Annotated in this window: 1 protein-coding gene; it reads left to right on the top strand. The window is 59.5% G+C overall.

Annotation, left to right across the window (positions count from 1 at the left end; all coding sequences use genetic code 11):
- Positions 1–21 precede the first annotated feature (21 nt).
- The gene (locus tag RAZWK3B_RS12555; RefSeq protein ID WP_007815661.1) at positions 22–15,369 is read left to right on the top strand and encodes a PLxRFG domain-containing protein; all 15,348 of its coding nucleotides are present in this window, start codon (positions 22–24) and stop codon (positions 15,367–15,369) included.
- Positions 15,370–15,437 lie beyond the last annotated feature (68 nt).

Below are 15,437 nucleotides of genomic sequence, written 5' to 3'. Positions count from 1 at the left end.
CTCTTTTTTTGTGAGGCCCCCATGAACGACATGCCGGTTTTTGCCCCCGAGCAGGAAGACCTGAAAACGCAGCTTGAGGATATTGCGATTTCCACAGGAACACCGATCGAGGTGCTTGTGGCGGCCGCAGATCAGGCGCAAGCCCGAGACGCCAATGCCATGCTTGATGTGGCGCGCAAGAGCGGCGAGCAGCTTGGACCGCGTTTCAAGGCCGGGGAAGACCCGACAGCGATCCTTGCAGAAGCCTTTGGTGAGGACACGGCGCGCGGGTTCAAGGATTACGCGACAAATATTCGTGCGGATCTCTACGGCACGCCAACGGCGCAAGAGCAGTATGAAGCCGAGCTTGAGAACGAGGGCTTTGGCGACAAGCTCAAACGTCGCGGCCAGCAGTTTGTGCGCGGCGCAACCGAGCCGTTCGCCTCAATGCCTGAAGCGGCGGCCATTGCAGAATCCCAGATTGATGACAGCGATGCGCCGGCGGAAGACCTCGAAGGCTTCCAGCGCGGGCAAAACATTCGCGACCGCGTGCAGGATGTGGTTGGCACGCCAAACCCCGCAGATGACAGCTTTGGCGGTCAATTCGCGGAAGGGTTCGGCAACCTCGTGGGCATGGGTGGCGCGGCATTGGCGGCAGGCGTGGCAGGGACCGCAGTGGGCGGCCCCGTAGTGGGCACAGTCGCCGGTATTGGCACGGGTGCAACCATCGGCGCCTCGATGAATTCCAGCCAGCTTTACCGTGAAGCACTGCAAATGGGTGCAGATGAAGAAACCGCGATCAAATCGTCTCGCTGGGGCGTGGCGATTGGGGCCTCGGATATCTTGCCGCTCGCCCGCGCATTTAAGTTTCTGCCCCAGAGCGTGCGCCAGCGTGTCGGCAATGGCGTGATGAAGCGGTTTGTAGATATCGCACAATCCGCAGGCGAAGAAGCGGCGCAGGAGTATCTGGCAACCGTTGCCAACAACATCGTTGCGCAGCAGCTTTACGACCCCGAGCGTGGCTGGACGGAAAACGCGACTGAAAGCGCCATCGTCGGTGCAGCGCTTGGTGGCACCGCCGGTGCAATCGGTGCGGGCTATGACGCGTACCGCAACCGCGCGCCACGAGACAACGCAGATCCCAACGCGCCTAGCGACGGCCCCCTTCCAGCCAGCGAAGGTGCGGAGGGTATGGTTCCTCCGGTGGCCGGGCCTGATCCGGCTGGGTCCGAGCCGCCGGAGGAGCCAACGCCATTGTCCGACGCCGTGTCGCCCGGTGATGACACAACCCGCACCGGGCCGACCACGGGCGGGCTGTCAGACGCAGCCTCGCGCGCACCTCTGCCTGTCTTGGGTGATATGGCCGAGGGCCAGCCGGTTCTGATTGAGACGGTCGATCCGGAGACCGGCGAGTTGTCCGGTTCTATCGAGGCTGTCTATTCCGGTGAGGATATCGGCCAAGGCTTTGCCACGTTCGAAGCCCCTGACGGTACGCCGCTTGAGGTGGATATCGCCGAGATCAAGTCGGGCAATGTGCTGGTTTCGCCGCGTGCCGTGACCGAGGCCAGTGCAGGCGCGCAGGCCGAGCAGGCCGCAGAACCCGCGCCTGCGCCTCAAACTCGCGACAGCGCGCAACAGCCACAAACGGCCGCCCCTTCTCTGCCTCCAATACCCGGTGGCGTGGACCCAGATGCGTTCATGGAGCGCGTGGCCATCATTGCTGAGAGTGAGGGCGTTACCAACGACGAGGCGTATCAGATAGCCTTGCGTGACACCTTGGCCGGCATGGAGCGCGATGTTTCGGGTATTAACATGCGCGACATGGCCCGCGAAAATGAGGACCTGGCCGCGCAATCACGTATCGAGGATGCCGTGTTCACCGATGAACGTGGCCAGCCTGTAATTTTCCCAGATGAAGCTACGGCGCAGAACCAGCTTGGCCAAGGCTTTGCTTTTGAACCTTTCGGCGACGGTGTTATCGCTATTCGCCAGCCTCAAGAGGATGTGGCCGATGTTTATAATGGACGCGTACCAAGCGACGGATTTCCTGTTCCAGATCGGGGAGATATCGCTCCAGGAAGCCTTGCAGATGGAGCGGTTCCTGGACAACCCGGAGACAATGCAGGCGGCGGATCAGGTGATGCTCAACCAACTGTGCAGCAAGGTGTATCTGGTGCAGAAGGCGGCGCCGACGTTGACGCTCCAATAGCCGGACCGGAGGCCAAGCCGTTTCCAAAGAATACGGCAGGCTTTTGGCAAGGCGGCACGTGGGCTGATGCGATCGCCAACGCTGTGCGTGGCCAAGCCGCAGGTGGGATGGACACGACGATCCGCATGGGCGCCAATGGCCGCCTGCGCCTTCACCAGTTTGAGGGTGACAAGTCCGACAAGCGCAACATTCCCAATGATTTGCAGGACTATGTTCGCGCAGAACTTGAAGCAGCGGGCTTGCAGCCTCTGCCGGTAGACGAAGACGCGGCACGCGCCGCGATGGGCCAGCAATCTCAAGCCGTGGAAGGGGGTGATCCTGATGGCGTATTGCAAGGGCAAGGGCAAGGGCAAGGGGGGCAAGAAGAAGTAACCCCTGCGCCCGGTGACGCTGGGGCGAGGGACAGCGCCCCAGCTGAGCCTGCCGTTGAAACATCGCCGCCGACCCCGGTTGATGACACCGCGCCAACACCAAGCCCGGTTGACGACAATGCAGCGCCGGAACCTGCCGCCAACGATGCCCCACCTTCTACGCTGGACGGCAAGCTGCGCGCCGCGCGGGACGCCGGAACCGTCGAGCATGTGACCCAAAAGGGCAAGAAGCTGACCGGCGTTGTCCTCAAGGACGTGACGCGCGACGAGGCCAAGTCGATTGACCAATACAGCTTCCGCAAGGACGGCGGGTATTTTATCCGCGAAAAGGACGTCACTACGTTTTTGGACAGTGAGGGCGCGGGCGATGATCCGAGCCGCACCGGCAACTTGCCGGAGAGGATCAACCAGATCATCACCCCCGACAACATGGATGGCACCGGCTCCTATGCGATCGACGGCGCCGATGTGCTGATTGACGATCTGGGCGATGGTGACGCTGAAATCACGCTGACAGAGCGTTCCTATCGGTATGTGGGTCGCACGAGAAGGGTGGGCGAGAAGTCGCAGCGCCTGCGCTATAGCGCGATCAAAGACGACCTGAGCCCCGAGGCCCGCGCCGCGGTTGAGGCGATTATCCAGCCGCCAGCGCCCAATGCGCCGCCTGTTGAGGACGCGCCGACTAATGCCACTGCCGCTCCCGCCGAAGTGGACTACCCAAACCGCAAGCTGAACATGCGCAAGGCTCGTGTTGACGAGCCGGTAAACGGGATCGGGGACAACAGCGACATGAGCCTTGGCAATATCGCTTTGGCCAATGCGCGCGAGGGCGACGTCCTGCCTGGCGTCGGAACCGTCCTCAAAGTCACAGAAAAGCAAATCCAGATTAGCAAGCCCGACGGCAATGTGGTTCGCATGTCGCAAGGTAATGGGGAAAAAATCAACAGCCTCGCCCGTGACATGGGCGCACTCATTGCATCCTCTGCCAACCTGCGAGACGAGCAGCTTGGCAGCCTCGTGGATATGATCGAGCGCGACCCGGCGCTGGTCTACCGCGACGGGGTGCCCATGCTGTTTGACGATCCGGCGGAGCAGGCTAACCGTGGCCAGCGCGCCAGAGCAAGCATTTTGCGTCCCCTTGGCGGCGGCTCCAGCCCCAACAATGGCTTTGCGTCAATGGCTGAGGTTGCCCGCTACATCGAGGACAACGCGCCTGCCGGCTACATGCTTGAGATTTCTGGCGAAAACAGCCCGGCGGTTCTGCGCGATCCTGACCTCAACCCTGTTCATACTTATCCCGGCATCCCACAGCGCGCAGACGTAGACCGTCACCTTGCAAAATTGCGCAGCAAGATCGAGGACTTTGGCGAAAAGATTGGCGGCGCCCGCAAAGATCTTGCCAAGTCTTACAAGGAAAGCATGTCGCAATATGAAAGCGGATCGGACCTTATCGACAGCGGCGCATCTCTTCCGGAATTGATCCCCGAACCTGATTACGCCAAGCTGGCAGAGGCTGGGGTGTCTCCGCAAGCACTGGGTATCATTTCCTTCCTGCGCGGTAGTATTCGGCGGAAACCAACAGATCGTTTTCGTCAGTATGATTGGGCGGGCGAAGTGCGGGCTGCGCAGGAAACCATTGCGCAACTGATTGACGGGGAACTTGCTCCGTTTGATTGGGCGCAGCGAGGCAATGACAGCCTTTATCGCAAGGCCGATCGTTTTCACGCGCAGACCATTTCCCTCATGGATTATGATCTTATGGGAATGGCCGGCCGTATGAATTTCCAAATGTTCTCGGCCGGTGATGTTACGGCAAGAGCAAACTGGCCCGGCCCTCGCGTCACGCACGCCTATGCAAAAACTCCCGAAGAAATGGCGACCAAGATCAAGGATCTGGTCCAAATGTATCGCAAAAAACGCGAAAGCCAGAAGGAACAGGGCTACGATTTTGATTTCCATATCCGCTACAATCGAGCTGGGCAGGCGTTCATTTACGCTCGCAAGCCTAAAGTCACCAAGATCAAGACGTTTAACAGCGTAGCAGAGGCGCGTGCCGCCCTGAACGACGAAAATCAATTGGCCGAGATCCAAGCCGAGGCCGAAAAAATGAAGAATGGGCCGCGTGAGTGGCGCGAGATCAGCAAGGACAGACAAGGCCCTGAGCGCCGCAAAGGCGATGTGACCCCCAAGCAGTTCGAAAAGGCTTTTGGCTTCCGGGGCGTAGAGTTCGGCAACTACACGACGCAGAAGGAGCGTCAGGAGTTCTTGAACAAGACCTATGACGCCTTCATGGATCTGGCCGGCGCCCTTGGCGTTCCGGCTGAAACCCTGTCGCTTAATGGCAAGCTGGGAATTGCCTTCGGAGCGCGCGGCCAAGGCAATCGAGGCGGAATGACCGCTGCGGCGCATTACGAGCCGGGCAAGACCGTGATCAACATGACCAAGAACGCTGGGGCCGGTTCTCTGGCCCATGAATGGTGGCATGCGGTTGATAACCACATTGCTCGCAAAAACGCCGGAAACGACGCCTCGCAAACTCTTTACACGGAAAACCAAGCGCAACGCGCTTATGTGACGGGTGAGCTGGACGAGGATTTCCACAAGTCAATCTATTCGCTGATCCGGTCCATCAAAAGCACCGGCTGGCACAAGCGCTTGGTCAAGTTTGATGAAATGCGCGCCAAGCCCTATTGGTCCTCAAATGTCGAGGAAACAGCGCGTCTCTTCGAGGCTATGGTGGTTGAACGGCTCGACGATCGGGACATGGTGAACGATTACCTGTCCTCGATGGACGGTAATTCTGGGGCGTATCCGTCACTCAAGGACATGGGGGAGCTGCGCAGCGCGTTCAATAACGTCATAGGCTTCATCGAGCGCGATTTCACCAAAGGCGGCGGCACCGTGCCCGTCATGCCGGATCTACGTCCTGACGCGCGCACGCGCCCGCCCGAAGTGGGCCGTGAGTGGCAAAGCGCGGACGGCGCGCGCAAGATTGTAGACCGGGGTACGCGTGAGCGTGCAGGTGAGCCGCAAGACTATTTCGTGGTCCAGATGGAAGGCATTGAAGAAACGGTAAAGGTGCCCGTCTCCGAGATCGGGCGCATAATTGCACGGGATGAATATTCGCTTACCGAAGAGGGCCAGCGCGAGCGTGCTGAGAAAAAAGCCGAAGAAGAGGCTGCCCGCGCTGCGGACGACGCCAGAAAAAGCGTGAAGCAAGCCAAGGCTGAGCGCCGAGAAGCATTTATGGACAGCCAAAAAGCCGACACAAGCGAGCGCCGTCGGATTGAGCGCGCACTGACCAAAGAGCTGTCTTTTGGCACAACGCGGCAGGACCGCATTGATGAGCTGGTAACGGATGGCCGGGCGGTTATTAAGGACGTCCCGGTTGAGCAAGGCGGTATCGGCTGGGTTTTGACAAGCCCATCACGTGGCGCGGTCACTGGGTCCGATTTGGCGGGCTTTGGTCGTCGATATGCTGAGTGGGCGATCCGTCAGCGCGACCGCCAGCAGGAAGCCGACAACGAAGAATCGCTCTTGAGCGGCACAGGCGAGGCCGCGTTGGAAAGCCAGAGTGAAGCGCCTCAAGAGAACGACGCCGATGCGGGCGCAATTCTCGACAGCGCGTTCGATGCGGTGTTCGGGACCGAAGAGGGTGACCAGGCCGCCGATGATGGGGCGCAGGACACCGGCCAGACGGTCGAGGGGCCTGCCACGCGCTTGCAGCAGGTGGCCGATCTAATCCAAGGATCGGACGGGGCGCAGGACACCGGCGCGCGCTCTTACGTTTTGGCCGCCCTCAAGGACTTGCAGCAGGGCCGCTCGCCGGATGCGGTCATTCCGAACTTGCAAGAAGCCTCGCAGCGTCTTTTCCGCCAATTCCCCGATACGTCCGATGTTCTGGACGAGATAGTAAGCAATTTGGAAGGCCAGACCCCGCAACCTGGCACACAGCGCAGCGCGGGGGAAGCGGCATCGAGCGCGGCGCGCAACACCGTTGATGGCATGAAGAACCTCGGGCAAGCCATGAACGAGCTGTTCGGCGGCAGTGACCCCAGCAAGCTCAACATGGGCCTCAATTTTTCACGCGAAACATACGAAAAGGCAAAGCCGCTCTTCATCGAAGCCGTGCGCCGGTTCGGTCAAGCCGGGCAGGATCTCCGCGATTTGGCAATCGCCATGGTGCGCGGGCTGCAATCCGAGGGCATGAACCGCGAGGCGCAGCAGAACATGCGACCATATCTCGAACGCTTCATTGAGGACGTGCGCTCGGGCGAGATTGCGCCATTTGAAGAGGCCGAAAGCACCACGGAGGGCGGCCAGCAAGCCACCGAGGACACAGGCCCGACCGAGGCCCCCGAAGGGGCGCCGCAACGTGTGCAGGTGGGCGCAGAGTTCGCCAATGCCTTCCGTGAGGGGCGCGAGTTCAAGACCATCGTGCAGGCGCGGGCCTTTGCCGAAGAGGTCGCGGGCGAGAAAATGTCCAATAAGGACGTGGAAGAGGCAATCGAAGCCGGTCTGGTCATGCGAGCGCGCGAGGTCGCAGCGCAGTCGGCGAACCCGAGCGAGGCCTATGGCCAGCTGGTCGATCTCTACAAGACCCAGCCCAACCTTGCCACGCGCACGTCCGAGAGCGTCGAGCAGCAGGCTTACTCAACTCCGGCGCCGCTAGCCTATATCGCCTCGCAGCTGGCCGATGTGCGGTCGGACACCAGCGTGTATGAGCCGAGCGCTGGCAACGGGATGCTTTTAATAGAGGCCGACCCCGAGCTGGTCACGGCAAACGAGCTGAATGACGCGCGTTTTAGCGTCCTCGATGCGCTGTATGATGGCGCGAGCTTGACCCAACGGGACGGCGCGAGTTTTGCTCCTGACGGCCCGTTTGATCGGATCATTGCCAACCCACCGTTCGGCAAGGTCAAAGACGCCAACCTCAAGAACAAGCGTTGGGCTATGGATGGCTTCAACACCACCGAGATCGACCATGCGATTGCTTGGAAAGCCCTGTCCCAGATGAAGGACGGCGGGCGGGCTGTTCTGATTATTGGCGGCATGAAGGCCGATACTGATGCCGAACGCGCAAAGGGCTATAAGGCGCGCGGCAGACACCCCTTTTACACGAAGCTCTATGACCAGTATAATGTCACGGAACATTTCACCGTCGCGGGGGACCTCTACAAGCGCCAAGGCGCTGCGTGGCCGGTCGATGTGATTGTGATCGAAGGCCGTGGCCAAAGCGCAAAACCTTACCCCTATGTCACAGCGCCGGCGCTGTATTCCGATTGGGGCGACTTCGGAAGGAGATTGACAAATGATGGCGGTAGTCTGGACCCCCGACAACAGCAGAATGGGGATCGGAACGATAGTTCTCAAACAGAGGCCGGCAATGGAGCTGACGCGCCTACACTACCAGGGGGCGTTGGGCAGCAGGATCAATCGGATGGCGCGGCAGGTGCCACCGGAGGATCTGAGAGAAGTCGTGCAGCCAGCTCTAATCAACGAGGGGCTGGATCTGACGGGGACCAACAATCCGGGCGATTTGATGGTGGAAATGAGCGAGCAGCTTCGCAATCTGAGCGGGATGGACGCTCAGAAATGGCCGGTTCCGGCGAGCAAGCTGGAAGCCAACGTGCAAGAAGCCAGCAGACTGATGAACAGAGATATCGCCCTGACGGATCTGATGGGGATGCTTTACGGGGAGTAAACCGCCCCGAAAACACCGAAACAGAAACCGATTACCAGGTCAGGTATCAGCCGCACTCCGACAGCCGGTTTGCGGTGGGGACTCTTGTGCCGCGTAACATGCAGACGGCAATCGACAAAGCGCTTGAAAAGATCAAGCAGCGCGTCGGCGGCAACATTGACCAGTATGTGGCAGACAAGCTGGGTTACACGCTTGAAGAAGTCACGGGCACCGAGAACGCGCCGGGCTATTTCTCTGCTGAGCAGGTGGACGCTTTGGCGATGGCGATCGACAACGTGGAGCAAGGCGCGGGCTTTATTGTGGGCGACCAAACCGGTGTTGGGAAAGGCCGCTTCGTGGCCGCGATGCTACGCTATGCAACGCTCAACGGCATGGTGCCAGTGTTTGTCACCAAGCAGCCTGGCCTCTTTGCCGACATGATCCGGGATCTGCGCGATATTGGTGAGACTACCGCAGAAAAAAGCATACTCACCAGCCAATCGCTGCGTGGTCAAAAAGCGGTGCCGCTGTCCGAAGCTTCTGGGGATGTCCTTCCTACGCCGTCAGAAGCCAAGCTCAAATCTGCACTTGCGGAAATGCAAAAAACTGGCCGCTTGCCAGAGGGTTACGATATGTTCTTCACGACATATTCGCAGCTGCAATACAAGGCGGGTAGCTCAGGCGGGCTGACACCGCGCCAGAAAGCTCTTAACGCAATCGCCCCGAACGCCATGATGGTTTTGGACGAAAGCCACGAGGCAGGCGGCACGGAAACGCGCCAGATCGACAAGAACACTGGCGAGCCGAAGCCAACCCGCGCCGATTATGTGCGCGAGGTTCTGCAACGCTCGCGCGGCGCGGTCTATTCGTCGGCCACCTACGCCAAAAACCCCACGGTCATGTCGCTCTACAATCGCACCGACCTGCAATACGCGGTCGAAAGCATGGACGAGCTGGCCGATACGGTGAAGGCAGGCGGCGTGCCCTTGCAACAGATCATGGCGAACATGCTAGTCGAATCCGGCCAGTATGCCCGCCGCGAACGGTCCTTCGAGGGCGTCTCGATGGAAGAGGAAGTGCTGCCTACAGACGTGGCGATGGCCGAAACTTCCTCGAAGCTCATGTCGGGCGTGTTCAATCTGGATCGTGATTACATGGAGGATCTGCGCGAGGCCTTCCTTGGTCAGCTCGAAGAGCGCGGCCTTCTGGCCGGTATGGATCGGGCAGTGGGGGAAGAGGCTGTCGGGAATAGCGTCGGGTTTGCCAACGTCATGCACAATGTTGTCAACCAAGCGCTTTTTGCGCTCAAGGCCGATGCGGTCGCAGATCGGGCGATTGAGCTGCACAAGAGGGGCGAAAAGCCCCTGATTGCTGTGACGAACACCAATGAGGCCCTGTTGCGCGATTACATTGCTGATGCCGGGCTGGCCGAAGGGGACGCAGTGGACATGCAGTTCAACGTGATCTTCGAGCGGTATCTGAACCGGCTCCGCCGCGTGACGGTGAAGGATTCGAACGACAACAAGCAGCACTTCTGGATGACGGACAGCGACATTACCGAGTTGGGTGGCCCCGAGGCGCTAAACGCCGTCAAGGCGATTGAGAAACAGATAAAGGATGCAGACCTGTCGGGTATGCCGGCCATGCCGCTGGACTACGTTTATGATCGGCTGACGCAGGCCGGCTTGAAAGTGGAAGAGATTACTGGGCGCAGCATCACGGCGCGCGGCGGCAAGATCACGTCTCGTGAAGCCAGCGATGCGGCCAAAAAGCGCGCAATGAACGGGTTTAATTCGGGGCGGATCGACGCAGTGATACTCAACAAGTCCGGCTCAACTGGATTTTCGCTGCACGCCACGGGCAAGGAGGGCAACGATGGCAATAAACGCCATATGCTGATCTTGCAACCTGACCCCAACATCGACACGTTTATGCAAATGCTTGGGCGCATTCACCGCACGGGGCAGACCAAACTGCCAAGCTACACTATCGCGGTTTCGGATCTTGCGCTTGAAAAGCGCGTGTCAGCTAATCTGATGAAGAAAATGGCGTCCCTCAACGCCAACACGACCGCTTCTAAAAGCAGTGCCGTATCGCTCGATAGTGTCGTGGATTTCCTCAACAAGTATGGCGACGTGGTGGTGAACGAGATCCTGCGCGACGATGCTGAGCTGGCCTCGCGCATCAACGTTTACCCTCGGCAAAGAGGCGGGATTGCGGGCCTTGCAGGCAAGGTCACAGGGCGCCTGTCGCTGTTGCCGCCTAGCGAGGTCGAAGAGATCTACGATCGGGTCAGCCAGGCATACATCGAGTATGTGGAAGCTCTGGACAAGATGGGCATGAACACCCTCGAAGCAAAAACTCTTGATTTGCGCGCAGTCTCTAACAGCAAGGAGGTTTTGCAAGAGAGCAGTGGAGATGGTTCCAGCCCATTTATGCAAGAGGCCTTTGTTGAAGACGTCAGCGTTCGCAAACTCGGTCAGCCTTATACTATGGACGAGCTGAAAGCTGAGATTGTGAAGGTTACGGAAAACAATCCGGAGGCTCATGTGCGCCAGCACGGCGAAAAGCTCGATGCGCTTTTGCCTGGTTACATCAAAAAGCTCGAAAGCAGCTTGAAAAAGGCACAGGAACGGTTGGCCAGTGCCAAGACGGACTCGCAAAAAACGCGTGAGAGCGAGGCCGTTGCAAACTGGCAGTCCAAGATAAATGGCGCGCAACAGACTGTGCGCGAAGTCAAGGACATGATAGAAGAGCTGCGCCCTGGAAAGTTCAAGGCGGTTACGCTGGTAGATGAAGATAGCGGGCAGCAGCGCTCTTACGAAGCGGTCCCGGTTGAAATCAACACCAAAGGCCTCAAGGACAACCCTACGGCACTGTCGCAGATCAAAGTGCGGTTTGCGCTTGCAGACGCATCCCGCGAGGTTTGGGTGCCATTTTCGAAGCTCATGGACGAAAACGCGCCGTTTAGCTATCGAGCATCAAGCGCTGAGCGGGTCCAGTTCCAGTTTGAAAACGGCATGACCGAGAGCCGCGAAAACCGCCAGATTATTACCGGAAACGTGGTGTCGGGCTTTTCGAAGTTGGGCAAGCGCGGCCAGATCATCATGTTTACCAGAGATGACGGCAGCGTTGAGCATGGCGTTATGCTGCCTCGTGACTTCAACGTGGCCGACGAGTTAGAGAAAAAGCCTGTCACCTTCACTAAACCGGAGCACGTCGCGGCTTTCCTTGATGAAGAGCCAGAACGACGCATCGTGCAGGATGATAGTGGGGTTGTCACGATTACGAACCGTGGCGGTGAACGCTACACGATCAAAGTGCAAAATCGGGGCGGCAAGCCGTTTTATCTGAACCCAGCAGTGCGTAATTTGGTGGGCGATTTCGAGGGGCGCGGCAAGGGCATGAGAGCCATGTTCCGAGGCCGCGACACGCTCAAGCAGGTGATCGAGGCCTACCAGACGCAACTCGGCACCAAGTTCATCACGGAGACTTCAAAAGAAGAGGCACGCGCAATCACGGGTGAAAAGGCTTACGGCAATCTGCAAGCCGCCGTCGCAAAACGCCGCCCGGCAGACTTCGAGGCCGCCGCAGCAGACGTGGTTCAGTCCACCCCAGAGGATCGAAAGCGCCTGACCAAGCTGCGTAAGGACATGCGCGCCGAGCTTCGCAAGATCGGGATCAGCGCCAGTATCAGCTTGGATATTCGTGACGAGTTGATTGCTTTCCCCGGCATGCCTCCCTTGGATGGGTATTTCCTGGACGGTGTGATTGGCGTGAGCGCGTCTGCGCCCGAGGGGCCGATGGCAATCATGCGTCATGAGGTGATACATGCCCTGCGCAACAAGGAACTGTGGGGCAAGGACTACGGCCTTTTTACCCAGAAGGAATGGCGCACCGTGTCGCGTGCCGCGCGGGCCGATGCAGGTATCATGCGCATCGTCGAGCGCGATTATCCCCGGCTGAGCCGTGAGCGAAAGACTGAGGAAGCTGTCGCGATCATGTTCCAGCAGTGGAACAACGGCGCAGAAGGCTACCAAGGGGCCTTGGCGCGCGCATTGAAGCGCCTGAGCCGCATCATCGAGGCAATTTCCAACGCCCTTCGTGGCAATGGCCTGAACACCGCGGCAGGTGTGTTCGAGGGCATCCGTGACGGCCGCATCGGGGCGCGTCAGACAGGGGCCAGCATGGCGGCCGAGGGCGGCACCTTGCAGGCCAGTGTGCGCCGGGAAGGCATGGACCCTGACCCGACCGACATGAGCTTGCGCGAGCGTCTGTCCAACATGTGGCAGGGCGGGGTGGCCCGGAACGACAACAGCATGGATCAAAAAGAGCGCCGGATGATCAGCAACCTGCTCACCGACGCCATGGGCAGCAGCGATAAGTACAATATTCTGTCTTTGGCGCCCGGTGAAGTGTTGTTCCGCGAGCTTGGTCGGGAATTGCCCTCTGCTAAAAAGTGGGTCGATACGATCCGCAAGATGAACATCGAGCGCAACGAGCGGCACTATGAGGCCGACAAGCTGGCGCGCGAGTGGCAGGGCGCGTATGCCAAGGACAAGAAGAACGGCCGCGCCATGTTCAACCTCATGTATGAGGCAACGCTGGCACGCGTGGATCCCTCCGAGCGGTTCAAGGCACCTAAGCGCACACCGGAAATGCGCGATGTGGATTATGGCCGCGTGGTCGAGCAGGCGCGCGCCGAATACGGCCAGATGCGCGCACGCTTCCAAGCCCTGCCTGAGCAGATGCAGGACCTGTTCCGCCGGGTGCGCGACTCCTACAAGAAGTTCGATGACGATCTGATCGACGCCATGGTGGACAACGTGTCCAAATCCATGGACTTGCAGGCCGCGCGTCTCAAGACGCAGTTCGAGCAGGACTTGCAGGACATTCGCGATGAAGGGCTTGCCGGTGATGCCAGGGCGCAGGCCGAGAAGACCGCGCGCAACCGGTACAACACGGCGATCGGCAAGCTCAAGTTTTCACGCCAGGCACGTGTTCGCCAGATGCGGTTGAAGTTCGAGCGTAACCGGATCGACGATCCGTATTTCCCGCTTCTGCGCTTTGGCCAGTATTTCGCGACCGTGCGCGACGAGGAAGGCAAGGTCGTGTCCTTCTCGCGCTTCCAGACCGTTGGGAAGCAAAACCAGTTCATCAAGCGCATGGAGGGGGAAGGCTATCGCGTAGAATCCGGTGTTATGGACACCGAGACCAACATGAACCGGTATGTTGACCCGAATTTCGTGGCCGACGTGCAGGAGCTTCTTGGGGATGCCGCTGGCGATGGCAAGCTGGCCGACGCGATCTGGCAACGATGGCTGGAAACCTTGCCTGACTTCTCGGTTCGCACCGCCAACATTCACCGCAAGGGCACGCCGGGCTTCGATCGAGACGCGATCCGGGCCTATGGCACCCGCATGTTCCATGGCGCGCACCAGCTTGCCCGCCTCAAATACGGCGCCGACATGACCAAGTTTGTGGAAGCGACACGCAAGGAGGCCAAGCTGGCACGGGATCCGAACCGGGCCGGCATGGTGGCCAACGAAATGATGAAGCGCCACCAGTGGGCGATGAACCCGCAAAGCTCAACCTGGTCGGCTTGGGCAACGGGCGCGGCATTCGTCTGGTATCTGGGGATTACGCCAAGTGCAGCCATAGTGAACCTGACGCAGACAACGACCGTCGGGATCCCGGTCCTGACAGCCGGGATCGAGGGCGCAACCGTCAAATCGACCTCCGCGGCCTTGGGCAAGGCTTTGAAAGACTTCACCGGCGGGGTGATGCGCAAAGGGCTTGAACCCGGCACAACGCGGGGCGTGCGCACCAGCGCAAACCTCACGGCTGAGGAACAATCAGCCATGGTGGAAGCCTATCGCCGGGGCGTGATTGACAAAAGCCAAGCGCACGACATCACAGCGATCAAGGATGGCGGGGTAGAATACTCGCCGGTGCGCGAAAAGGTCATGCGGCCGATCGCGTTCTTCTTCCACCATGCGGAACGGTTGAACCGCGAGGTGACGTACCTCGCCGCCTATCGTCTGTTGCGCAAACAGGGGGTGGATATCGAGCAAGCGATTGATCGTGCGGCAAACCTGACGTGGGACGCGCATTTCAACTATGAGAACTGGGCGCGTCCGCGGTTCATGCAGGACGATTTTGCCCGCGTTGCGCTGACCTTCCGCAACTTCACGATCAACATGCTCTACCGCCTGTTCCGGGACACGCATCAAGCGTTGCAAGGTGAAAGTCCCGAGGTGCGCAAACAGGCGCGGGCACATTTGATCGGGATCACCAGCATGATGCTCTTACAAGCCGGGATAACCGGCACGTGGGGCTATGCGCTGATGATGCTGTTGGCAGGCATGTTCTTTGATGGCGGCAGCGACGAGGCCGAGGAAGAACTCAAGGGCGCGGTTGTCGGGCTGTTTGGGCCTGGCGCGGGTGGCATGCTCCTGAACGGCGTGCCTGGGCAACTGACGGGCGTGGACCTGTCTTCGCGGATCGGTATGCCCGAGCTTTGGTTCCGCAAGCCCAACCGAAACCTCGAAGGCAAGGAAGCCTATCAGTATTGGGTTGAGCAGCTGATCGGCCCGGTGCCGGGGATCGCGGCGGGCTTCTTCCGGGGCATGGGGGCAATCTCCGATGGCGAAGTGTGGCGAGGGTTCGAATACGCTGTGCCGAAAGCGATCCGAGACCAGATGCGGTTCGTGCGATATCTCAATGAAGGCGTGACGACCTACAAGGGCGAGCCGCTTTTGGATGGCGTGTCCGCGCATGATGCGATTGTGCAATCACTTGGCTTCTCGCCGGCGCGGGTCAGTGAGCGGTATGAGCAGAACCGGCGCATGATGAACATGCAGGCCGGGATCCAGGACGATCGGCGCAAGATTTTGGCCGACGTGACGGCGAAGCTGCGCAAAGGCGAACCGGTCTCGGAAAAGGATCAACGTCGGATCCAGAAGTTCAACGAGAAGTACCCGACTTATCCGATCACGTACAAGACGATCGAGCGATCGTTGAACGCGCGGATGCGGATCAGTGACCAGATGCAAGGCGGGGTGCGCCTCAATCCGAAGCTCGACGGCTATATCAGGGATGCCATGGCGCCGTCGATCAACAACTAACCGGCGGTACATGGCACCTCATTTTGTGGTTCAGAGTTTCACAACCACAATATGTTGTGCTAAAGTCT

Origin of the sequence: Roseobacter sp. AzwK-3b (assembly GCF_000170875.1) — a bacterium.
GTDB lineage: Bacteria > Pseudomonadota > Alphaproteobacteria > Rhodobacterales > Rhodobacteraceae > Roseovarius > Roseovarius litoreus.
The sequence above is the reverse complement of the archived record's forward strand: the minus strand, read 5'-3'. Positions and strand labels throughout refer to the sequence as shown.